This is a genomic window from Halopolyspora algeriensis (genome assembly GCF_003337235.1).
Taxonomy (GTDB): domain Bacteria; phylum Actinomycetota; class Actinomycetes; order Mycobacteriales; family Pseudonocardiaceae; genus Haloactinomyces; species Haloactinomyces algeriensis.
Genome location: NZ_QPJC01000010.1, coordinates 25231 through 47659, shown reverse-complemented (window position 1 = coordinate 47659; position 22429 = coordinate 25231). Strand labels below are relative to the sequence as shown.

Below are 22429 nucleotides of genomic sequence, written 5' to 3'. Positions count from 1 at the left end.
AGCCGAAACCGAACTGTGATGTAATGCACAGAAATCGTCTATGCGGGAGTCGGACGGATCATGGGGGATGACGGGCTTCCGGTCGGCTCGGGACTTGACCGCGAGCTCGTGGATCTCGCGCTGTCCGTGAATGCCGCCGCCATGTGGTCGTTCGATCTCGCGCGGGGCGAGGTCGACTGGATGTCGGGCATGGACGCGCTTCTCGACATGCCCGGAGCGACCCAGAACGAGGTCCGCGCTCGGCTGCTAGAGTTGATCCGACCCATGACGGTGGCGGCGGGCACCACCCCGATGTGGCAAGATCTCGAGCTGGAACAGCCACTCGAGACGCCGGGAGGGGAAGCACGCTTGATCCGCTTCCGTGCCCGGAGGTTCGGGGACGCCCGGACCGGTGGCCTGCTCGGGATCGCGACCGGTGCTGCAGAATCGGACAGAACCAGCCGGGAACTGGCCGACATCGCCGACCGCTACCGATTGCTCGTGGAGCTGAGCCCGGATGCGATCTGTGTGCATCAGAAGGGCGTGCTCACCTACGTCAACCCCGCCACCGTCAGCATGGTGGCCGCCGAATCCGATACGCAGATCATCGGTTGCCCGATCACCGATTTCGTGTCCGAGGAATCGCTTCCGGGACTGCGGGAGCGGGTCGAGTCGCTGACGAAGCCGGGGGAGACCTCGGAGCCGTCGGAAGCACAGCTGCTGCGGCTCGACGGTGGCACGGTCCTCGTCGAGGCGGTGTCGGTGCGCACGACCTGGAAAGGACGTCCCGCTTTCCAGGTCATCATGCACGATGTCACGGCACAGCGTGCGGCCGAGGCCACGCTGCACTACCAGGCGGCGCTGGTCGAGCACGTCAGTGACGCGATCATCGCGACGACTCGCGACGGGGTGGTGACCAGCTGGAACCCCGCCGCGGAGGCGGTGTACGGCGTGCCCGCGCACGAGGCGCGGGGGCAGCACGTCGGTGAGCTGGTCGGTGCACCGCTCGAACCCGCGGCGTTGCTGACCGCAGGCGGCGTCACCCAGACGCTGCACCGGCGTGCCGACGGCTCCAAGCTCATCGTTCGTGTCTCGGCCGCGGAGATGGACAGCGGTTTCGTGCTGATGTGCGCCGACGAGACCGCGCGGCGACGAGCCGAACAGCATTTCGCCACCGTGGTCGACTCCCTCGACGAGGGAGTCGTCGTGATCGGTGAGGCGGGGCTCATCGTGTCGGCGAATCCCGCTGCCCGCAACATCCTCGGTTTCGGCGAGGACGAACTCGTCGGCCTCTCCCTGCCGTCCTGGCCGATGTTCGACGAACGCGGAAACCCCATTCCGCTGGACGACTATCCCTCGAGGCGGACACAGCGCACCGGCGAGCCCCAGAATTCGTATGTTGCGCGTCTCCGGCGCCCGGACGGGCAGAGCGTGTGGCTGGCGATCACCTCACGCTCCCTCACCCCCGATGACGACCCGCCACACTCGGTCCTCATCTCGTTCATCGACATCACCGAGCACCGGGCCATCCGCGCACGCCTGGAGCACGAGGCCACGCACGATCCCCTGACCGGACTGGCGAATCGCACCCTGGTCCTGCAGCAGCTCAGCGCCACACTGCGGTCCCCGCACCGAGCTCACCTGATGGCGGTGCTGTTCATCGACCTGGACAACTTCAAGGTCATCAACGACTCCCTGGGGCACATCGTGGGGGACAGGGTTCTGCAGATCGCCGGGGAACGGCTGCGGCACGCTGCGCGGGAAGGTGATCTCATCGGCCGTCTCGGCGGTGACGAGTTCGTGGTCGTCGCCCACAGCGTGATCGACCACGAAGAGATTCGCGACCTCGTCGAACGCTTGCGCGACTCCCTCAGCGCACCGATCGACATGGACGGCAGATGGCTGCACGTGGACGCCAGTACCGGAATCGTGCTGATCCCCTCGGATGACGGCAGAGCCGCCGAGGACATCCTGCGGGATGCCGATGTGGCCATGTACCAGGCCAAATACCAGGGGCACGGGCACTCCGCGTTCTTCGGTGTCGAGTTGCGCGAACGCGTGCAGCGCCACATGCACCTGGAGCAGGATCTGCGCAGCGCCGTGCAACGGGACCAGCTCTGGTTGGCCTACCAGCCCATCGTCGATCTGCGCACCGACCGCACAGTGGCCGTGGAGGGCTTGCTGCGGTGGACACATCCGGTGCACGGGAACGTCTCGCCCGGCGAGTTCATCCCGGTGGCCGAGGAAAGCGGCCTGATCAACCTCATCGGTGCCCACATGCTGCGGACGGCGCTGAGCGAATTCACCACCCAGAGCCGGCGGTACGGCTTCGACATGCAGCTCAAGGCGAACCTGTCCGCGCGCCAGCTCGAGGACCCGCACCTGCTGCCGACCGTGCGCCGGGCACTGGTGGACAGCGGCATGTCCGGTGACGCGCTGTGCCTGGAGATCACCGAAAGCGCGCTCATGCGCGACTCGTCTGCGGCCACACGGGTGCTGAACGCACTGCGTGAGCTCGGCGTGTTCCTGGCCATCGACGATTTCGGGACCGGCTATTCCTCCCTGGCGCAGCTGCAGCGCCTCCCGCTGGACACGCTCAAGATCGATCGCTCGTTCGTGGCCAGACTCGGTGAGTCCGAGGATGCCGAGATCATCATCACCAGCATCATCGCCATGGCGCATGCGGTCCGCCTCACCGTCGTGGCGGAAGGAGCCGAGACCGCCGAGCAGCTCGATATCCTCCGACGCCTCGGTTGTGACCAGGTGCAGGGTTTCTACCTCGCCAAACCGTCCCCTCTCGAGGAGCTGTTCGCCGTGGTCCGCTCGGACGGGATCCCGATCCAGCGGCCGACGTCATCGACGTGAACGCGGCGTGCCGGTCACCTCGGTGAGCCGGGTGCGTTGCTGTGCGGCCGGGCAGTGTCCTGCGCGGTGGGTTGCGGCCCGAGCTCGGGGACGGGGCAACCGGGCGGGAAGGTGCCGAGCCGATCGAGGTCGTAGCCATCCGGATAGCTGCGGATATTGGCCGACTGGCGAGCGTACTTCGGCGAGGTGCGAGGCGGCAGGAACCGTACGAATCGCCCCCGCAGTCGGAGTGCGGTGCGGGACAGGGCACGCATGGCCCGCGAGGGCCGCGGGTAGTCGAACGCCTCGAGCAGCGCATCGTCCATCAGTGCCCGGGCGAATCGGCGCATCAGACCCGCAGGAGCCCGATTGTTGGGCGGAAACGTCGTCATCAGTTCCAGAGTGGAATCGGCCACGGCTCGCGCACCGGGGTCGTGGCGGAAATGCTCGGCCTCGTAGGCGTCCATCACCTCGCAGAACTCCCGGTACGTGGCCGGTATGTCGCGGATGTTCATGTGGCGGCCGAGTTCGCGATAGTAGTTCGCGCTCGCGATGCGTTCCGTCTCGGTGAACGACCGCCACCCGTAGGCGTCCATCCAACGCATGGGAGTGACCACGAAGGTGCACAGCACGTACCGCATCTCCTCGTCGGGAATCGAGTACGCGCGGTGCATCCGGTTCATCCGCCGGATCGCGCGGCGGCCGCTGTCGCTGGAGAATCCGTGCTCGAGCACGGCATCGAGGATGAGACCGGTGTCGTCGTAGCGCTTCTGGGTGCGCTCGGTGAACTCGCCCGTGCTGGCCAGCAGCGCCCCGATACCGGGTACCGCGTAGGTGCGAAACAGCGCGAAGCTCAACGACTGGTTCATGTCCCAGGGGAACTCGTGGGCGACCATGATCCGGTAGATGTCGTGGAAGTCCCGTTCGGGATCCATCGATTCGATCCGATCCCGCCACGCGTATCGCTTCATCGGTCCCCTCACCTCACCCTTGCGCTCTTCCGCGCTCACGGACGATCGGTGATCACCGTGTGCAACACACCGTACTGGGTGTGTCAGTACCACTGTCAAGGTCGAATCGGTGCCGGAGCCTTCTTCGACTGGTGGGCGATTGCCGGCTGTGGTGCGGGACTTTCCGCCACGGGCGGTGTTGCAATGGGTGCGGACGTGGCATCGAGGGGAAGGGATCGGCGATGGTCCGCGGGGGAGACGACGGTTCCACCACGGCGGGCAGGAGTGCGCCCACCGTGGCGACGCGGCTGTTCCGGATTCTCGACGCTTTCTCGTCCGAGCGTTCGGCCCTGACCCTGTCCGCGATCAGCCGCCACAGCGGGCTGGCCCTGACGACCACGCACCGGCTCGTCGGGGAACTCGCGTCCTGGGGCGCTCTGGAGCGCGACTCCCAGGGCAAGTACCGGATCGGTCTGCGGATGTACGAGCTCGCCGCGCTCGCTCCGCGCGGGCCCGTGCTGCGCGAGGTCGCCATGCCGTTCCTCGGGGACCTCTACGAAGCCACACACCAGAACGTGCAGCTGGGCGTGCTCGACGGGCTGGAAGTGGTCTTCGTCGAACGCCTCTCGGGACGCGAGGCGGTCCGGGTGGTCTCCCGCGTGGGGGGCAGGCTTCCCCTGCACGCCACCGGCGTGGGCCTGATACTCCTCGCCCACGCCGAGCACGCGGTGCAGGAAGCGGTGCTGGATGCACCGCTCAAGCGGTTCACGAGCAAGACCATCGCCACGCCGCAGCAGCTGCGTCGCGTGCTGGCCGAGGTGCGCCGGAACGGTTTCGTCATCAGTGACGGCCAGATCGAACTGTCGAACCTGTCCGTGGCCGCCCCCGTCCACGACGAGACGGACACGGTGGCTGCCGCACTGTCCGTGGTCGTGCCCTCCCGGGGGGCCGACCCCAGAGCCCTGATCCCGGCGGTGCGCGCAGCCGCGCGGGGGATCTCGCGCGCGCTGGGATCCCCCCGGGCTCTCGCGCTTCCCGCATCGGCCAGGCGCGAGGCCGCCTCCCGGGCAGCCCCGCCTTCCCGGACGCGGGAGGAATCGCTCGGTGACGCCGAATGACCGCGCCGGCTGTGTCGCCGCGAACGCGCCCGGCCACGGGTACCCGCCTGCGTGACTGCCGTGTCAGCCGAACTGCCGTGTCATTCGAGCGGGGTGCCGACGTAGTTCTCGGCCAGCAGGGTGCGGCCTGCCCGGGAGCGGGTCACGGTGTCCAGTTCCGCGAGCTGCCGGTTGAGGTCGAAACCGCTGGAGCCCGGCATGCGGTGCAGCATGGAGGTCATCCACCAGGAGAAGTGCTGGGCACGCCAAACCCGCGGGAGCACGGTGGTGGTGTAGGCGTCGAGGGCGGCGGTCTCTCCCCGATTGAGGAACTCGCCCATGGCGCGGGCCAGGACGTAGACGTCGGCGATGGCGAGGTTCATGCCCTTGGCCCCGGTGGGGGGCACGGTGTGGGCGGCGTCGCCGGCCAGGAACAACCGGCCGCGCTGCATCGGCTCGCACACGAAACTGCGGAACGGCAGGATCGACTTCTGGAAGATCGGCCCTTCCTTGAGCTGCACGTCGTCTCCCGCGACCCGGGTGTGCAGTTCGTTCCAGATCCGGTCGTCGGACCAGTTGTCGACGCTGTCCTCGGGGTCGACCTGCAGGTAGAGCCGCTGCACCTCGGGTGTGCGGGTGCTGATCAGAGCGAACCCGTTCTCGTGGTGGGCGTAGATGAGTTCCTCGGACGACGGCGGCGCCTCGACCAGGACGCCGAACCAGGCGAAGGGGTACTGGCGGAAGTGATCCTGGCGCACGTCCGGATGCGGGATGAGGGATCGGGTCTGGGTCCGGGAACCGTCGCATCCGGCGACCAGCGCGCAGTGCAGCACTTCCTCGGCGCCGTCTTCGGTGAACCGGATGCTCGGCGTGTCACCGGTGATGCCCTCGACCTCGACGTCGGAGACCCCGAAGCGGATCTCTCCACCATCGGCCAGGCGCTGCTCGATGAGGTCCTTGAGGACCTCGTGCTGCGGGTAGACCGTGACCCCGCGACCATCGGTGAGGTCGTCGAAGTCGATGCGGTGGCCGCGCCCGCCGAATCGCAGCTCGATGCCGTGGTGCACGGAACCCACTCGCTTGATCCGTTCCCCGACACCGGTTTCGGTCATGAGATCGACCGTGTTCTGCTCGAGGATTCCGGCACGGATGGTGCCTTCGATCTCCTCCCGGGTCCGGGTGTCGAGGACCACCGATTCGATGCCCTTCTGGTGCAGCAGGTGAGCGAGCATCAGGCCGGCAGGTCCGGCCCCGACGATCCCGACTCGAGTGTGCATGGGTGCTCCTTCGCCGACGAGCGCAGCGTGGTGCTCGGGTGAATGTCTCCTGTGACCCCCTCAACAGGGTGATGGCGACTACTCTGCGTCCAGGCTCTTCCGGGAAACAGCCCCCCTTCCGTTCAACGGAAGACGAACTGTGCCGTGCTGCCGCAGGTCGTTTCCGCCGGACGAGGCCGAATTCCGGCGGGATCACCCTGCGCAACCAGGAGTGCCGCAGCAGGAGAGCAGGCCGCTACCGGCCCGTGGCGAGCCCGCACTCGGGACCGCTCGGTCCGCGATCCCGGGTGTGCGGAGTGCCACAGGGAGCACGATGTCGGCGCACCCCGGTCACACACGGATTGCGGCGGGGAGCCCGTCGCTGAACCGCTCCGGCGGGTCGGGCAGCGACTGTGCCGTGCCCCGGTGGACCCGCTGTGCCGTCCAGGCTGCGGCGGCCGCATCGAGGATGTCGTCGACCGCTGCCTTGGTGCCCGCGGTGCCGAGGTCGCTCGGCAGCGAGATTCCGGACTCGGCGAGCAGTTCGTGGCGGTGCCTGCAGCCGGTCCACGTCCCCTTGCGGGCGGTCAGGGGCGTTTCCGCCATCGTGGCGAACGACACCTCCGGATGGACCTCGACGACGTGGTGGTCGGTCTGTTCCACCCACCGCTCGACCTCGTACACCCTGGCCCGCACACCGAACGCCTGCACCGAGACGCCTTCCCCGGTGATGCCGCGGTTGGTTTCCACGGCGGCGGCATGGTCGTCCTCCTCGAGGGCTTTGCGTACCGGTGTGATGTAGACGGACGAGGACAATCCCCCGACCGCTTTCCTGGCCAGCTCGTCGGCCTGTCGCCGCCCTTCGTCGGGAAGCCCGATGGGAATGTCGACGGCCACGACGGCGAGGGGATGCGCCGCATGGGCCTGAGCCACCACATCGTCGATCGTTTCGGCGAAGTACGCGGTCGGTACGGCCCCACCGAGAGCGACGCCGACCCAACCGACCTTGCACGCATCCACTCCGAGTACCTGTGCAACGTCCATAGGGGAATGATGCACGGTGTGCGCTGCTATGCCATTCGAGAAGCGGGTCCTTCGGGTGGCAGTCAGCAGCCGGCCGGCCCTTCAGAACCGACGTGGCCCGGGAATGAACGCCGGATACCCGAACCGCATCAGCATCTGCGGTTGCCCGGGCAATCCGAGCCGCTCGCGCAGGCCGGACCTGACTTCCGGCAGGTGCAGCGGCTGCGTGATCACCGAGGCGGCCAACCCCAGGCTGGTGGCGGCCAACCACGCCAGCTGCATCGCGGTGCCCGCGCTGACGTGGTCGTGGCGCCCGTCGGAAAAGGTGCTCAGCACCAGGACGGACTCGTTGCCGATCCATGCGCCGAGCTGCTGCTCGCTCGGCAGCCACGCCGCCGGCGCGGCCGAACCGGCCGCCCGTACGCCCCCGGAGCCGGACGTGTCGTCCGGGACTCCCTGGCCGGGTGGCACCTCGTCGGGCTGTCCGAGCGACCACATGGCCAGCTCCCACGAGTGGGAGCGATCTTTGCGGGACGTCCTCGCCGCGTGGGCCAGCAGGCTCGCCACGTTCGAAGCCTCGGTTCCGCCCATGACCCACCGGGAGTACACCTGAGGTGAGGTGGCTGCCGCGAGCAGGGTCTCCCGGGTGAGGTAGGACAGCGCCCGGGGTTCGAAGATGCGGTGGTAGGTGGTGCGCCGGGTGATCGCTCGGTAGCGCTGTCCTTCCGTGGCCGTCGGAGCCTCCCTGCGGGTACCGGTCACGGCTGCCACCGTGTCGGGAGGGTCCGGGCTGTGCTCCTGCCGCACCTCCGTCGCCCATCCGATGCTGCGCACCGCGAGGACGAGGTTGGCCAGGGCGGCGCCGCAGGAGAAGTGCCGGTCCCGTCCCTCGGGATCGTGCCGGTCCTGCTTCGCCTCCGCCCACTCGTACAGCGTCGCCGTCCGCCCCTGCACGGTCAGCGACCAGGGACGGGTGTCGTGCACCGAGGGAGCGCGGTCGACCGCCCGGTCGAGGACCGTGGTTTCCTCCGCCGTCCACGGCGGGCCGTCCACCGCGGTGCCGTGTCGCCTCGGATTCGCTCTGCGCCGACTCATCAGCGAGCACCTCCCGCTGAGCCTCGAGGAAGGACCACCGGTCGCCGACTGTGTTCGACCGTGGACGCGTTTCCAGTATCGTCCCGGGACAGTGCCGGGTGGCAAGTGCCCCGTGGAGGTGCTCGGGAACTCACCGGGCGCGGGCCGCCGCTCGCCGGCGAAGCCTGGTCTCCTGCGTCCCCTCAGCGCAGGCGGATCTGGAGGCGGTCGCCGACGACGCGCGTGTGGAAGCCGGGCTGCGGTGCCGTCGCGGGCCCGTGCACCACGCTGCCGTCGCCAACCCGGAAGACGCTGCCGTGCCAGGGGCATTCCAGGCACGGTGCCTCGCCCGGGCCTGCGGGCCACGAGAGGGTCCCCTCATGCAGTGGCCCGGAAGCATGGCTGCACCGATCGGCGAGTACGTGCGTGTCCTCGCCGTCCCGCAGTACGACAACGGGGACCTCACCGGCCATCCGCTGGACCGGAACGCGGTCGGGCAGGTCGTGGACGTTGCCGATCTCGGTCCATTCCCGTGGGCCGATGTGCAGCACGTCTTCTGCCTGGTTGGCACCGTTGGCCTGGTGATACGACAGGTGCCCGCCGAGGAGTCCACCGGTTGCCAGCAAGGTCAGCCCGGCCCACCCGGTCGCCACCGCCGCTGCCTGCCTGCCGCGGGCACGTTGCCGCAGCGACACCAGGTAGCACGCCAGCGCAGCACTGTTGGCGGTGGCATGGACCAACCCGGTGCGCTGCTGGTCGGGCTGTCCCTGCGCGAAATCGGTCAGCCCGGACAGCGCCGCGGGCAGGCTGGTCAGCACCCCCATGGTGATCAGTGATCCGGCGACTCGCCGCTCACCCGGGCCGGAATCGGGCAGCGCGTCCACGACCCCGGCGCTGAGAAACGCCCCGATGGGCACCTGCACCGACATCGGGTGTAAGGGATGTCCCAGCCACACGCCGTGGAGCACGTCTCGCACCTGCCGGTTCGAGAACACCTTGAACACGGCCTTGCGCACCGTCTTCGCCGGCTTGTCCAGCCATGACCAGTCCGCGATGTGGTCCAGTGCTCGAAACGGTCGTATGTCCGGGGAGCCACGCATGCCCGGGGAATTACCCGGTCTCCGGTCTGCCAAACGCGCGAGGACCATCGCAGCCCGCCCCGCTCATCCCGTGCAGCGGACACGGATAGGCTCCGGGCGGTGAACGTATTGACTTCCCTGGCCGGCCTGGCGGGACGCTGGTTCGCTGCCCTGGTGCTGCTCGGAGGGGTCGTCGGACTGCTCGCGCCCGGCCCGACGGCCGCGCTCGCCTCTGCCATCCCGGTGATACTCGGTGTGATCATGTTCGGGATGGGGCTGACGCTGCGCCCCGCCGACTTCGCGATCGTCGCGCGGCGGCCGCAAGCCGTTGTCGCGGGCGTGGTGGCGCAGTTCCTGGTGATGCCGCTGGTCGGGTGGGCGGTCGGTGCCGCATTCGGGTTCGCTCCCGCCCTGCTGGTGGGCATGGTCCTGGTCGGGGCCAGCCCCGGAGGCACGGCGTCCAACGTGGTGGTCTACCTCGCCCGGGGTGACGTCGCGCTGTCGGTGGCGATGACCTCGGTCTCGACGCTGCTCGCGCCGGTGCTGACCCCGGTGCTGGTGCTCTGGCTGGCCGGTTCCACGCTCCCGGTCGACGCAGCCGAGTTGTTCCTGTCGATCGTGCAGGTGGTGCTCGTCCCGGTGATCGCGGGACTGCTCCTGCGCTGGCTCGCGAGCCGGTGGGTGGAGCGGCTGCTGCCCGTGCTGCCGCTGGTGTCGGTGACGGGGATCGTGGTCGCCGTGGCGGCCGTGGTCGGCGCCAACGTCGATGCTCTGCTGGCCTCGGGCCTGCTGCTGGCGCTGGCCGTGGTGGTTCACAACATGATCGGACTGGCGCTGGGCTACGGCGCGGCGCGAGCGGCCGGGCTCGACACGGCGGCGCGGCGCGCCGTCAGCGTGGAGGTCGGTATGCAGAACTCGGGACTGGCCGCCAGCCTCGCGACGACGCACTTCACTCCGCTCGCGGCGCTGCCCGCCGCCCTGTTCTCCGTGTGGCACAACATGTCCGGGTCCCTGGTCGCGATGTACTGGGCGCGGCGACCCGTGGCCGACCGTGCCGCAGAGCTGCGGTGACCGCTCCCCGCCCCGAAACGGCGGTTCCTCCGACAACCGAGAGGCGGCTCGGTCAGGTGCTGCCTGCGAGGGGAACCCCGGCGTGTGCGGCGCTGCTGAAGGCATCGTCGAGCAGGACGACCGTGCGGCCGGCTCCCTCCAGGATCGAAGCCGCTGCGGCGGCGCGATAGCCGCTCCCGCAATGCACCCACACCGTGCCGGACGGAATGTCGCGCAGTCGGCCGGTGAGCTCGTAGAGCGGGATGTGCACGGCACCTTCGACGTGCGAGGAGTTCCATTCGTTGTTGGTCCGCACATCCAGAACCACATCCGGTGTCGGATGGCGCCCGTCCTCGGAGGGCTCGCCCCGCGAGGACAGGGAGTGGGCCAGGTCGGCGAAGGTCGCCGAGTCCATGGACCGCAGTTGCCCGGGCTCGGCGGCCAGCCGGCGGGGAGAGCCGACAGCGGCGGCGGAGAACGTGTCGATGCCGATACGGGCCAGTTCACGCTGAGCCTGGCCGACCTGCTCCGGGGATTCGCCGAGCAGGACGATCGGCGCTTCCCACTCGATCATCCAACCCAACCAGGTGGCCATGGAGCCGTCCAGCCCCAGGCTCACCGTGGAGGCCAGGTGCGAGGCGACGTAGGCCTTGCGGGAACGCAGGTCCACGACCCATTCACCGTGCTCGAGACGCCGGGCCAGCTCCTCGGGGGTGGCCCGGGCAGGCGGGCGCAGATCCAGCGGAGCCGGTCCCGTGGTGTTGAGCACGCCCATGTGCGCGTAGTACGCGGGGTAGGTGTCGAGTCCGGCCAGGGTCTGTTCGACGAACTCGCCCTCCGCCAGCGTCAGCGCCGGGTTGAGGTGGTACTGCTCGCCGATCGTGCCGGAATCGCCCGACACCGATGCCGCGGAGCAGAAGCTTCCGAAGCCGTGTGTCGGCCAGATCCGCGCTCCGTCCGGCAGCAGCGCACCCAGCTTGTGCGCCGAGGTGTGCTGGTGACGGGCGAGCGTCTCGCTGTGCTGCTCGCCCGCCAGGTCCGTGCGCCCCGTGGTGCCGTACAGCAGGGATCCACCGGTGAACACGCCCACCGATCCCTCGACACCTTCGAGCGCGTAGGACAGGTGGTGGAAGGTGTGGCCGGGCGTGTCCAGCACTCGCACCTGCATCCGATCGGACAGTTCGACGACGTCGCCGTCGGACAGCGGTCTGCGCGCGAAGGGGACCTCGTCCGCGGCGGCCAGCCCGTACTCCGCGCCCGTCAAGCGGGCCAGTTCCAGACCGCCGGAGACGTAGTCGTTGTGCACGTGGGTCTCCAGCACGAGCGTGACTCGCACACCGAGCCGTCCCGCCGTGGCCAGGATGCGGTCCACATCGCGTTGTGGGTCGACGACCACGGCGACGTCGCCATCGGTGGCGAGATAGCTGCGGTCCCCCAGTGAGGAAGTCTCGATCACCTCGACATCGAGGTTGCCGGGGAGAGGGTGTGTGAACCCCCGGACGGGCTGCAGAGCCATGGCGCGTCTCCTTCCCGCACCACCCGGGACGGGATCCGGCGGTGCTCGGGCGAGTGAGAGGAACAGGCGAGCAAGCTCCGGTTTCGTTTCCATGACCGCCCTGCCACGAGGCCAACATACGCTCGCGAGACCCGCTCGGCGAGACTCTCGCGCTGCCGCACCTCGTTGCCGGGGTGGGCACGGCGGTGCTCCACGGGAAGCAACGACGTCCGGAACGCGGGAAATTGTGGAGAGCCTCGACGAAAGAATATCTTGCGGAGCGGCGAAACCGCTATTTGGATATCGCGGAATTTGTTTTCGGTGATATACGCCACCGACGTGGTTTGTTTGTTTCGGTGAATGCGTTACTCTCTTTGGCGAGAAGGGGAGTAGCCCGCAATCTCGCGGTCGACAGACTGGTGCCGTTCGGCTCCCGGCCGCGAAGCCTCTCCACGAGGTGGGCGAGACCTTCGGCTCGTGCACACCATGCCGGGTCGAAGTGTCCGCGCACCTTCGCCGCCGGCATCGACCGAGAGGCGGCAACGACCGTGCTGACCGGTTTCGCAGTGAGTTCGGCGGCGATTTTCGTCGCGGAACTCGGCGATAAGTCGCAGTTGATGGCGATGACCTTCGCCACCCGCTACCGCGCGTGGCAGGTATTGCTCGGAATCACCCTGGCCACCGTGGTGGTGCATGCCGCATCGGTCGGGCTGGGAATCGGAATCGGCCACCTGGTGCCCATGGAGTGGGTCGGCCTGCTCGCCGGTGTCGCCTTTCTGGGATTCGCCGCGTGGACCCTGCGAGGCGATTCCCTGACGGAATCGGAGCAGGCGAAGGCCGCGCGGGGGGCGGGTTCGGCCGTACTGGCGGTCACGGGGGCCTTCTTCCTCGCGGAACTGGGGGACAAGACGATGCTGGCCACCGTCACCCTGGCCACCCAGCACGGCTGGTTCGGCACCTGGATCGGTTCCACCGTGGGCATGGTTCTCGCGGATGCCCTGGCGATCGGTGCCGGCCTGCTGCTCGGCAAGCACCTGCCGGAGCGGATGATCCGCTACGGCGCCGCGGCACTGTTCGCACTCTTCGGTATCTGGATGGTCGGCGATACACTCCCCACCCTGCTCTGAGGCCGCCAAGGGCGCCGGAAGAGCGACCGCCTCGGGCGGTCGTCATGACCGCGGTGTCCGCGTCGGCGAACCCGCCACGCCTGAACCCGATCGCTGTCAGCCCAGGCCGGTGCGGAGATCGGCGAGCAGTTCGTCGAGCACGACTTCCTCCTCGACGGCGCGGCCGGCGGTGGCCATGAGTTCCGGCAGTTCCGGATCCCACGGCGCCTCGGACGGCTCGCCGGTCAGCACCGGCAGGTCGATGCGCTGCGCGGAAGCGAGATTGACCGCCGCCCGGTAGTCGGCTGCCGCCATCCGCCAGAACCCGACATCGTGGTCGCTGCGCAGGGAGCGGGCGATGGTCAGGCCCATCCAATCGAAGTCGCCGTGATATCGCAGGACGGCGCCGCAGGCACTCAAGCGATGGAGCAGCTCGGTCACGACCGTGGCCGGATGACCGGACGTGCACACCAGTGGATGCCGGATCCCCTCCTGCGCGGCGGCTTCCAGCACGCGCGGGTTCTCGCAGACGGCAACGGTGGTGCCCGCTTCGACGAGATGTTCCGGTGCGGTCTGCAGGTCCAGGTGCGTGAGCTGCACGGGCAGACCGAGTGCCGTGCGCTGCCGGATCCCTTGCGACCACTCGCCGGAGTCGGTGACCGGCAGCGCCCAGCACAGCGCCGTGGTGGAGACGGCATCGGGGGTGACGCCGCACAGTTCCCACAGCTTCCGGCGGTCGCGTTCGTTGCCCGGGCTCTCCACGTCGTGGGCGATGGCCGCCGCCCGCAGCACGGTACGGCTCAGTGTCATGCCGCTGTCCAGCAGGCGAGCCCCGCCGCCGAAGCGAGTTGCCAGCTCCGCCCGCGACCGCCACCTCCGCGGTGTGCTCCCGGGATCGAGGACCATGTGCGCCAGGACCGCAGCCGAACGTTCGGCTACCTGTTCCAGTTCGTCGTCGGCGACCCGCCCGTATTGCCGCAGCCACTGCACCCAGGGCCGTGCCCAGGATTCCTCGGCGAGTCCCCACCGGCTCAGCGCCGAGCCCAGCACCTCGGTGACGCGGTCGTGCCGCTCGGTGTGCGCGCCGGTCGACGACTCCCGGCGACCGACCGGGCGGCCGTGCAGAACCTCCAGGACCTGCTCCAGGCCGAGGCCGAACCGTGTGTTCTCCCGCAATGCGGCATCGAGCCTGGACACGCTGATCCGGGTGCCCTGGCCCCACATCGGCCGTCCGTACACCTCGCCCACAGCCTGCCGAGTGGCCTCGTCGGGAAGTTCCAGCCGGAACGTCGCCGGTTGCTCGGGTGCCTCCAGCACCTCCCGGGCCTTGGCCCACAGTCCCCGCAGCTCAGCGGTGTCCCACGCAGCTCGGATGTCTTCGTCCCCGTCCACGGGCCGCCACGATAGCCTGTGCGGCCGTCGGACAGGGGATGCCGGGTCGTGGCAATGCGGTGCCGGTGCGGGCGGTAGCGTGCTGCCGCGGGCAGGGTCGAACGGGAGGGAGCAACGCGGGTGAGTGCGGGACGCGCGGCCGGTCTGGTACTCGGGGTGGCCGCGGATGCGGTGCTCGCCGACCCCCGGCGTGGACATCCCGTGGCCGCTTTCGGGAAGGTGGCCTCCACGGCCGAGAAGCTGCTCCACCGGGACCGGCGCGCTGCCGGAGTCGTCCACACCGTTGTTCTCGCCGGTGGTACCGCGGCACTGGGAGTGATCGTCGAACGGCTGTCCCGGCGCGTTCCCGTGGCCCATGCCCTCGTGACCGGGGTGGTCACCTGGGCGGTGCTGGGGGGGACCTCGCTGGCCGGTGAGGGAACCGCCATGGCTCGCACGTTGGAGTCGGGGGACCTGGACGCTGCCCGCGGGAGGTTGGGTCATCTCTGCGGCAGGCAGGCCGAGGGCCTCGACGAGCAGGAGCTCGCGCGTGCCACCGTGGAATCGGTGGCCGAGAACACCTCGGATGCCGTGGTCGCCCCGCTGGTGTGGGGAGCTGTCGCGGGCATTCCCGGCCTCGTCGGCTACCGCGCCGTGAACACCCTCGATGCGATGGTCGGCAACCGCGGAACCCGGTACCGCAACTTCGGTTGGGCCTCGGCGCGGCTCGACGACATCGTCAACCTGGTGCCGTCCCGCCTCGCCGCCGCACTCGCCTCGCTGGGAGCCCCGGTTGTCGGCGGCTCGGCCGCGGATGCCCGGCGTACCTGGTGGCGCGATGCCTCGGCGCATCCGAGCCCGAACGCCGGGCAGATCGAGGCGGCCTTCGCCGGCGCGCTCGGGATCCGATTGGGTGGCCGGACCGTCTACGGCCACGCCGCGGAAAGCCGCCCGGTGTTGGGCGACGGGCGAGCCACCGAGGTGGGTGATGTCGCCCGCAGCGTGGAGCTCTCGCGAGTGATCGGCTACGCGAGCGGGGGTCTCGCGGCCGGTGCGGCCCTGCTCGCCGGGTTCCGCCGCGAACGTCGTCGACGGCGATGACGCCGAGCACGGGGCCGGAAAGCGGCACCGCCGGGCGATCAGGGCGAGTGCGCCGCCTGTTCCCGCCGTTCGTCTTCGGCAATGGCCTCGGCCACCGACATCCGGCGACGTTTCGACCGGCCGCCGTACCGATCGGTCGACGGGCCGGACGGGGAGCCGGTCGATCCACTCGCTCGGCGCCACTCGGTGTAGGTCAAATACACCACTCCGAGCGGGGCCATGGTGCCGAAAATGATCCACTGCATGGCGTACGAGAAGTACGGTCCGGACTCCAGCCGGGGAAGCGGCAGTGGCGACAGCACGCCGGGCTGGCCCTGTATCAGGGAGAAGTACCCGGCGCGCATCGGGATGCCGGTGCCCTCGGACACCGTCCGGGAGTTCACCGCGTATGTCCACAGGTGCCCGTCGTGACGGAAGGTAGGGCGCTGTTCGGCGTCCTGCTCGTTGCTGCGGATCCGTGCCGCGAGCGTGACCCGGCCCTGCGGGGGCGCGGCGTAGTCGGGTGCCCGGGTGGCCTCCACCGGACGGATGTAGCCCCGGTTGACCAGCAGCGTTGCGCCGCTGTCCAAGCGGAAGGGGGTCAACACCTCGAAAGCGGGCTCGCCCAGGACGGTGCGCTGCCACGCCAGTGTCTCTCCCCGGGGCAGGTAGTGGCCGCGGAATGTCACCGTCATCCACTCCGTGTCCGCGCCGGGAGAGCGGCCGTCGGGCAGTACCTCCCGCAGCGGCCTGGTGGGGGCGTGCATCGACTCCCGGATGGCGGCGTTGCGTGCCTGCGTCTCGGCGTGGCGGTCGAACTGCCACGGTGCGAGCAAGGTGAAACACACCGTCGAGAACACCCCGGCCAGCAGGATCAGGGCGATCCACCCGGGCCGCAGCAGGAACTTCAAGCGCACCCGTCCACCGTAGGCCGGGGATTCCCGTTCTCGCCGCCCGGGGCCGGTGCGGGGTGCTCCCCGATGTCGGGACTCCCGGAGCGAGGCGCATCCGGAGGTTGCGCCACCCGCACCGCTACGCGAGCCAAGCCGCACACTCCACTCACCCGAGGGCGGAGCGGGCGGCGGTCACGGCCCGCGTCGCGAACCCGCGGCCGAACAGCACGGCGTGCACCAGCAGCGGAAAGAGCTGGTGCAGGCCCACGCGGTCGCGCCACCCCTCGGACAGCGGGTACGCCTCCTCGTAGGAGGACAGGACCCGCTCCAGATGTGGGCACCCGAACAGCTGCAGCATCGCCAGATCGGTTTCGCGATGCCCGCCGTGAGCGGCCGGGTCGATCAGCCACGCCCGGACGCCGGTGCTGTCCTCGCCCCAGTGCACGTTTCCGTTCCACAGGTCGCCGTGCAGCCGTGCGGGCGGTTCGGCGGGACCGGCCAGATCGTCGAGCCGGGTGCACACCTGTGTGATCACCTCGCCCTCCTGCGCGGTCAGCGTGCCGGAGTCCACCGCGCGACGCAGGTAGGGCTCGATCCGGTGCGCGGCGTAGAAGGACGGCCAGTCGAGGGCGGGCTCGTTGCGCATGGGAGCGAGCCCGATCCAGGCGTCCGTGGGCCCCCCGGGCGGCGGTGCGCCGTGCGCAGGCGCGCCTGCCGCGTGCAGCCGAGCGAGGCCGCGTCCCAGTTCCTCGGCGGCCGGCTTCGTCGGTGAGGCCGTGCTGATGTGGTCGGTGACGAGCCAGCGGTCGTCGTGCCCGTGCACAGCCGGAACGGGCACGCTGCCCGCCTCGGCGAGCCAGGTCAGCGACGCGGCTTCCGCGGCCGAAGCTCCGGGCATGCCGTCCCCGGCGGTCTTGGCGAACACCGTGCCACCGTCGGCGAGACGAACCTCGAAGGCCGCCGCCGCGTCACCGCCTCCCAGCTGGTGCGCACTGCTCGGCGTGTCCCCGGTGAGCTCCGCCACCGCGACCAGGGCCTGATCCGACCGGCTCATGCGTTCCTCCCCGCAGCGCTGTCTAGGTGTGTTGTTCGGAGAGGTTCCCGCGTATCCAGTCCAGAACACCGGGCATGGCGGCCTCGATCATCTCGAGCGCGTCCTCGAAGCCCCGGTCGCCCCCGAAGTAGGGGTCGGGAACCTCCGCCCCTACCTCGGAGGAGGGGTCGAAGGAGCGCAGCAGGCGCACCCTGTCCGGGTCCTCGACGGCCCCGCGGACCGCCCGCAGGTGCCCGGTGTCCATGGCCAGCAGCAGGTCCGCCGAGAGGTGCTCGTCGGCGATCTGGGCGGCGACGTGCTCGGTGGGGTAGCCGTGCTCGGACAGCACCGTGCAGGTGCGCGGGTCGGCTGCCTCCCCCACATGCCAGGGGCCCGTCCCGGCGCTGGTCACCTCCACGTGGTCGTCGAGCCCGGCACGGCGCAGGTGCTCGCGCAGCACCTGGGCCGCCATCGGGGATCGGCAGATGTTTCCGGTACAGATCACAGACACGTGCACGATCCCGAGGATAGAAGGCCGTCCTCCTCGAGCGTGCGAACGGATGGCTAGACTGCCGGGGATGACGAGCCGGGACGATCGGGAACTGCTCCGCCATCACGGTGATGTCGATGCCGAGCCCGGCCTGCTCGACTTCGCGGTGAACGTACGCCTGAACCGCCCCCCGCCGTGGCTGCGCACTCGGCTTGCCGGGGCGCTGGACCGGCTCGGTCACTATCCGTCGAGCGCCGAGGACGCCGCCGCTCGCTCGGCGGTCGCCGCGCGGCACGGCCGCCCTGCCGAGGACGTGCTCCTGCTGTCGGGCGCGGCGGAATGCTTCGCGCTGCTGCCGTCGTTGCGGCCGCGGCTGGCGGCGGTGGTGCACCCGTCGTTCACCGAGCCGGAGTTCGCGCTGCGCAGCGCCGGGGTACCGGTCACTCGTGTCCCGCTGGACCCGCAGGACGGCTACCGGCTGCGCTCCGGGGCCGTTCCGGAGGAGGCCGACATGGTCGTGCTCGGCAATCCGACGAACCCGACCTCGGTGCTGCATCCGGCCGAGACGATCCGCCGGCTCGCCCGGCCGGGAAGAACGCTCGTGGTGGACGAGGCCTTCGCCGATGCCGTTCCGGGAGAGTCGGAATCACTGGCCGCCGACCGCATCCCCGGGGTACTGGTGGTCCGCAGCCTGACCAAGATGTGGGGTCTTCCGGGTTTGCGCGCGGGATACGCGTTGGCGGAGCCGGAACTGCTCGCCGAACTCTCCGCGAGCCGTCCACACTGGCCCCTGGGCACGCTGGCGCTCGAGGCGATCGCGGCGTGTTGCGACAGCGGTGCGCTGACCGAGGCCGAGCAGGCCGCCACGCGGATCGCCGCGCACCGCGATGCGTTCGCGGCCGAACTCGCGGCACTGGAGGATGTCCACGTGCACGGCCCGGCGGCGGCCCCGTTCCTGTTGCTGCGCATCCCCGGGGGCGAGCGGGTGCGGGAGAGGCTGCGGCAACGGGGAATCGCCGTGCGCCGGGGCGATACCTTTCCGGGGTTGGACACCGACCATGTGCGGGTGTCCGTGCGAGCTCCGGAGGACAACGCGGTGCTCGTCGAGGCCCTGCGCGAGATTCTCGGAATGCGGGGAAGTTCCGCGGACCGTTCGAGGAGGGGAGCCACCGTATGAGCGCACGGCTGCGGGACGTGGTCGATGTACTGCGCACCGCCTATCCCCCGGAACTCGCCGAGCCGTGGGATGCCGTCGGGTTGGTCTGCGGGGATCCGCAGGCAACGGTGCAGCGGGTGTTGTTCTGCGTCGACCCGGTGGAGGAGACCGTGGAGGCGGCTGTCGAGTGCGGCGCGCAGCTGCTGGTCTCCCACCATCCGCTGCTGCTGCGCGGTGTGCACGGCGTTCCCGCCGACGATCCCAAGGGTCGCCTGATACATCGGCTGGTGCGGGAGGGCATCGGCCTGTTCTGCGCGCACACCAATGCCGACAGCGCCGATCCGGGCGTGTCCGATGCGCTGGCGGCGGCACTCGGCCTGACCGTCACGGGACCGCTGGCGCCGCACTCGGAGGGAGCGCGTACCGGGTTGGGGCGGATTTGCACACTGCCGGAGCCCGAACCGTTCGGGGCGTTCGTCCAGCGGGTGGCGGGCGGCTTGCCCGCGACGGCGTGGGGAGTGCGAGGTGCGGGAGATCCGCAGCGTTCGATCGGTTCGGTCGCCGTGTGCGGAGGAGCGGGTGACTCGCACCTGGACACCGCCACGACTGCGGGCGTGGACGCGTACGTGACGGCGGATTTGCGCCATCACCCCGCCGGGGAACACCGTGCCCGGGAAGAGGTACCGGGCACGCGGGTTCCCGCGTTGGTGGATGTCGCACACTGGGCCAGTGAGTGGCCGTGGTGTCGGCAAGCCGCCGACGTGGTGGCAGCGGCACTGCCGGGTACTGTCGAAGTCCTTGTCTCCACGCGTCGCACCGACCCCTGGACGATCCACGCCGCCGGTGCGGCCACCGACCCTGGGAGGGCGCCCGAGTGAAAGCCGACCCCGCCGTGCAGCGCAGGTTGCTCGAGCTTGCCGATGTGGACGCCGAGCTCAACCGCATCAACCACCGCCGCAGGACCTTGCCGGAGCTGGAGGAGATCGGCCAGGCCGAACGTGACCAGCAGGCCAAACGCGATTCCCTGGTGTCGTCGCAGACTTCTTTCGACGACCTCGATCAGGAGGTCAAGCGGCTGGAGGCCGAGGTCGAGCAGGTGCGTGCCCGGGAGGAGCGCGACCGCACGCTGATGGAGTCCGGCGGTTCGGCCAAGCAGATGGAGGATCTCCAGCACGAGCTGGAGACGCTGTCGCGGCGCCGGGGCGCGCTGGAGGACGACCTGCTGGAGGTCATGGAACGGCGCGAGGCGACGGAGACCGAGGTCGGCTACGCGCGCGAGGCGGTCTCGGCGGCCGATACCACCTTGGAGGACGCGCAGCGGCGCCGGGACGAGGCCCAGAAGGACCTGGACACCGCCGAAGCCAAGCGGCAGGCCGAGCGCGCGTCTTTCGTCCAGGAGATCCCCGAGAACCTGCTGACCCTGTACGACCGGATCCGCCAACAACGGGGAGCCGGCGCGGGGCTGTTCCAGGCAGGCCGGTGCGGCGTGTGCCGCATCGAACTGGACCGTGCGGCACTGACGCATGTGCGCGAGGCACCGGCGGACGAGGTCGTGCGGTGCGAGGAGTGCGGCGCGATCATGGTGCGAACCAAGGAGTCGGGACTGTGAGTGTGCGGGTCACCGTCGAGGCCGACGGGGGATCGAGGGGCAACCCCGGACCGGCCGGCTACGGCGCGGTGGTCTGGGACGCCGACGGCGCGCTGCTGGCCGAGCGCTCGGGCGGCCTGGGGGAGACGACCAACAACGTGGCCGAGTACCGGGGCCTGATCGCCGGCCTGGAAGCAGCCGTCGAGTTGGGGGCCACCGACGTCGACGTGCGGATGGACTCCAAGCTCGTCGTCGAGCAGATGTGCGGCCGGTGGAAGATCAAGAACGCCGGCTTGCAGCCGCTGGCCGTGGAGGCGTCGAGGTTGGTCCGCGCGCTGGAGCGGGTGGAGTTCGAGTGGATCCCACGCGAGCGCAACAAGCACGCCGACCGCCTGGCCAACGAGGCGATGGACAGCCAGGCGGGGGTGGAGCACCGGGCCGATCGAGCCACGGGCGAACCGTCCGGCGAGGCCGGGTCCGCGGAGATGACTCCTCCGGCGCGGTCCGAACCCGTCTCGGCCGCGGCTTCCGGGGAATCCGGCAAGGCGGAGACGACCGGGGAGAGCGAGGACTCCGGATCCGCAGGGGCCTGGATCGGGGCCATGGGGCCGCCGACCCGGCTGCTCATCCTGCGGCACGGGCAGACCGCGTTGTCGGTGGATCGCCGCTACTCCGGGCGCGGTGACGTGCCGCTGACGGAGTTGGGGGAGAACCAGGCCAAGGCAGCGGCGAAGCGACTGGCGACGATGGATGGTGTGGTCACCCCGGAGGGGGCCGCTCCGGTGATCTCCTCGCCGCTGGAGCGCACCCGCCGGACCGCGCAGGCGGTCGCCGATGCCACCGGCGGTGAGCTGCTGTTCTACGACGGCCTGATCGAGGCTGATTTCGGGGACTGGGAGGGCCTGACCTTCCTGGAGGCTTCCGAGCAGTACTCCGACCTGCACAGCCGATGGCTGGGTAATCCGGCCATCGACCCGCCCAACGGGGAGAGCATCACAACGGTCTTCGACCGGGTCCGGGTGGCTCACCGGGAGTTGCTGCAGCGGTTCGCGGGCAGAACGATCATCGTGGTCAGCCATGTGACGCCGATCAAGGCGCTGCTGCGACTCGGGTTGGATGCCGGACCGTCCGTGTTCTACCGGCTGCATCTGGACCTGGCCTCGCTGTCGATCGCGGAGTTCTATCCCGACGGCAACGCCTCGGTCCGGCTCGTCAACGACACGTCCCACCTGATTTAGGAGTGCGGGCCGGCTTGCGCGGCGGATTCCGGTCGCAGAAGTGACAGGCCCCGGCGCTCGGGCACCACGAGAAGGACCGCTCATCCGGGGCGGGCCTGCCCCGGGTGGGATGAACGCAGGCGGTCTCGTTGTTCTACCCTGGTGGCGCGGACGAGTCGGCCGGGCGATCGCGGCGGGAGTGTCCCGTCGAGGAAAGTCCGGACTCCACAGGGCAGGGTGGTTGCCAACAGCAACCCGGGGTGACCCGCGGGAAAGTGCCACAGAAAACAGACCGCCCGGTGTCGACAGCCGGGTAAGGGTGAAACGGCGGTGTAAGAGACCACCAGCATCCCGGGTGACCGGGATGGCTCGGTAAACCCCACCCGGAGCAAGGTCAAGAGGACGTCGTGTTCGGCGTCTGCGCAGGTGTTCGAGGGTGGCCCGCCCGAGACCTGCGGGTAGACCGCTGGAGCCCGCCGGCGACGGCGGGCCAAGATGGATGATCGCCGAATGGGAGTGCCGCAAGGCCCCCAGGAACAGGATCCGGCTTACAGGCCGACTCGTCCGCCCGCACAGCGACTCCGGTCCCCCGGTGGGGGGGATCTTGCCGCCTGTCGATCAAAAGCCTTCTTTCGGGCGACGTGTGCG

The 22429-nt window shown here is 69.8% G+C and carries 19 protein-coding genes and 1 other RNA gene; 10 read left to right on the top strand and 10 right to left on the bottom strand.

Annotation, left to right across the window (positions count from 1 at the left end):
* Positions 1-60 precede the first annotated feature (60 nt).
* Positions 61-2844: a sensor domain-containing protein gene (locus DFQ14_RS15150; protein WP_114453947.1), complete on the top strand. Its 2784-nt coding sequence runs from the start codon at positions 61-63 to the stop codon at positions 2842-2844.
* 14 nt (positions 2845-2858) lie between these two features.
* Here DFQ14_RS15150 and DFQ14_RS15145 read toward each other — a convergent pair whose 3' ends face one another.
* Positions 2859-3794, bottom strand: a complete 936-nt coding sequence (locus DFQ14_RS15145) for an oxygenase MpaB family protein (protein ID WP_114453946.1) — start codon at positions 3792-3794, stop codon at positions 2859-2861.
* A 221-nt stretch (positions 3795-4015) separates the two neighbouring features.
* Between DFQ14_RS15145 and DFQ14_RS15140 the strand changes: the two genes are divergently transcribed.
* On the top strand, positions 4016-4891 hold the full coding sequence (locus DFQ14_RS15140; protein WP_114453945.1) for an IclR family transcriptional regulator: 876 nt from the start codon (positions 4016-4018) through the stop codon (positions 4889-4891).
* Positions 4892-4971: 80 nt separating this feature from the next.
* Here DFQ14_RS15140 and DFQ14_RS15135 read toward each other — a convergent pair whose 3' ends face one another.
* The 4 genes from DFQ14_RS15135 to DFQ14_RS15120 all read right to left on the bottom strand — a co-directional run bounded on the left by DFQ14_RS15135 (position 4972) and on the right by DFQ14_RS15120 (position 9323).
* Positions 4972-6147: a 4-hydroxybenzoate 3-monooxygenase gene (locus DFQ14_RS15135; protein WP_114453944.1), complete on the bottom strand. Its 1176-nt coding sequence runs from the start codon at positions 6145-6147 to the stop codon at positions 4972-4974.
* Positions 6148-6477: 330 nt separating this feature from the next.
* The gene (locus tag DFQ14_RS15130; RefSeq protein ID WP_114453943.1) at positions 6478-7170 is read right to left on the bottom strand and encodes a DUF429 domain-containing protein; all 693 of its coding nucleotides are present in this window, start codon (positions 7168-7170) and stop codon (positions 6478-6480) included.
* A gap of 81 nt (positions 7171-7251) precedes the next feature.
* Entirely contained in the window at positions 7252-8244 is a 993-nt protein-coding gene (locus DFQ14_RS15125) for a nitroreductase family protein (RefSeq protein WP_114453942.1), read from the bottom strand.
* A gap of 182 nt (positions 8245-8426) precedes the next feature.
* On the bottom strand, positions 8427-9323 hold the full coding sequence (locus DFQ14_RS15120; RefSeq protein ID WP_246195703.1) for a Rieske (2Fe-2S) protein: 897 nt from the start codon (positions 9321-9323) through the stop codon (positions 8427-8429).
* 99 nt (positions 9324-9422) lie between these two features.
* Here DFQ14_RS15120 and DFQ14_RS15115 point away from each other — a divergent pair, with 99 nt between their 5' ends.
* Positions 9423-10373 carry a bile acid:sodium symporter family protein gene (locus tag DFQ14_RS15115; protein WP_114453941.1) on the top strand — a complete coding sequence of 317 codons (951 nt, stop codon included), beginning with the start codon at positions 9423-9425 and terminating at the stop codon, positions 10371-10373.
* A 52-nt stretch (positions 10374-10425) separates the two neighbouring features.
* Here DFQ14_RS15115 and DFQ14_RS15110 read toward each other — a convergent pair whose 3' ends face one another.
* The gene (locus DFQ14_RS15110) at positions 10426-11868 is read right to left on the bottom strand and encodes an MBL fold metallo-hydrolase (RefSeq protein ID WP_114453940.1); all 1443 of its coding nucleotides are present in this window, start codon (positions 11866-11868) and stop codon (positions 10426-10428) included.
* Between the two features lie 527 nt (positions 11869-12395).
* On the opposite strand from DFQ14_RS15110, the gene DFQ14_RS15105 reads away from it, so the two are divergent.
* Positions 12396-12974, top strand: coding sequence for a TMEM165/GDT1 family protein (locus DFQ14_RS15105; protein ID WP_246195704.1), 579 nt, complete (start codon positions 12396-12398; stop codon positions 12972-12974).
* A 96-nt stretch (positions 12975-13070) separates the two neighbouring features.
* Here the strand turns inward: DFQ14_RS15105 and DFQ14_RS15100 are convergent, their stop codons facing one another.
* Positions 13071-14345 carry a TIGR02679 family protein gene (locus tag DFQ14_RS15100; protein WP_114453939.1) on the bottom strand — a complete coding sequence of 425 codons (1275 nt, stop codon included), beginning with the start codon at positions 14343-14345 and terminating at the stop codon, positions 13071-13073.
* 120 nt (positions 14346-14465) lie between these two features.
* Between DFQ14_RS15100 and DFQ14_RS15095 the strand changes: the two genes are divergently transcribed.
* Positions 14466-15425: a cobalamin biosynthesis protein gene (locus DFQ14_RS15095; protein WP_114453938.1), complete on the top strand. Its 960-nt coding sequence runs from the start codon at positions 14466-14468 to the stop codon at positions 15423-15425.
* A gap of 38 nt (positions 15426-15463) precedes the next feature.
* Here the strand turns inward: DFQ14_RS15095 and DFQ14_RS15090 are convergent, their stop codons facing one another.
* The 3 genes from DFQ14_RS15090 to DFQ14_RS15080 all read right to left on the bottom strand — a co-directional run bounded on the left by DFQ14_RS15090 (position 15464) and on the right by DFQ14_RS15080 (position 17847).
* Positions 15464-16321 carry an SURF1 family cytochrome oxidase biogenesis protein gene (locus DFQ14_RS15090; protein ID WP_114453937.1) on the bottom strand — a complete coding sequence of 286 codons (858 nt, stop codon included), beginning with the start codon at positions 16319-16321 and terminating at the stop codon, positions 15464-15466.
* 142 nt (positions 16322-16463) lie between these two features.
* On the bottom strand, positions 16464-17351 hold the full coding sequence (locus DFQ14_RS15085; RefSeq protein WP_114453936.1) for a fructosamine kinase family protein: 888 nt from the start codon (positions 17349-17351) through the stop codon (positions 16464-16466).
* 22 nt (positions 17352-17373) lie between these two features.
* On the bottom strand, positions 17374-17847 hold the full coding sequence (locus tag DFQ14_RS15080) for a low molecular weight protein-tyrosine-phosphatase (RefSeq protein WP_114453935.1): 474 nt from the start codon (positions 17845-17847) through the stop codon (positions 17374-17376).
* Positions 17848-17908: 61 nt separating this feature from the next.
* Here DFQ14_RS15080 and cobC point away from each other — a divergent pair, with 61 nt between their 5' ends.
* The 5 genes from cobC to rnpB all read left to right on the top strand — a co-directional run bounded on the left by cobC (position 17909) and on the right by rnpB (position 22348).
* Positions 17909-18997: an Rv2231c family histidinol phosphate aminotransferase CobC gene (cobC, locus tag DFQ14_RS15075; RefSeq protein ID WP_114453934.1), complete on the top strand. Its 1089-nt coding sequence runs from the start codon at positions 17909-17911 to the stop codon at positions 18995-18997.
* On the top strand, positions 18994-19854 hold the full coding sequence (locus tag DFQ14_RS15070) for a Nif3-like dinuclear metal center hexameric protein (protein ID WP_114453933.1): 861 nt from the start codon (positions 18994-18996) through the stop codon (positions 19852-19854). Before cobC ends, DFQ14_RS15070 begins: the two co-directional genes overlap by 4 nt.
* Positions 19851-20585, top strand: a complete 735-nt coding sequence (locus tag DFQ14_RS15065; RefSeq protein ID WP_114453932.1) for a zinc ribbon domain-containing protein — start codon at positions 19851-19853, stop codon at positions 20583-20585. The genes DFQ14_RS15070 and DFQ14_RS15065 overlap by 4 nt, the downstream gene beginning before the upstream one ends.
* Positions 20582-21802: a bifunctional RNase H/acid phosphatase gene (locus tag DFQ14_RS15060; RefSeq protein ID WP_114453931.1), complete on the top strand. Its 1221-nt coding sequence runs from the start codon at positions 20582-20584 to the stop codon at positions 21800-21802. The genes DFQ14_RS15065 and DFQ14_RS15060 overlap by 4 nt, the downstream gene beginning before the upstream one ends.
* A 151-nt stretch (positions 21803-21953) precedes the next feature.
* An RNA gene (gene rnpB / locus DFQ14_RS15055) (RNase P RNA component class A) lies at positions 21954-22348 on the top strand.
* The last annotated feature ends 81 nt before the right edge of the window (positions 22349-22429 follow it).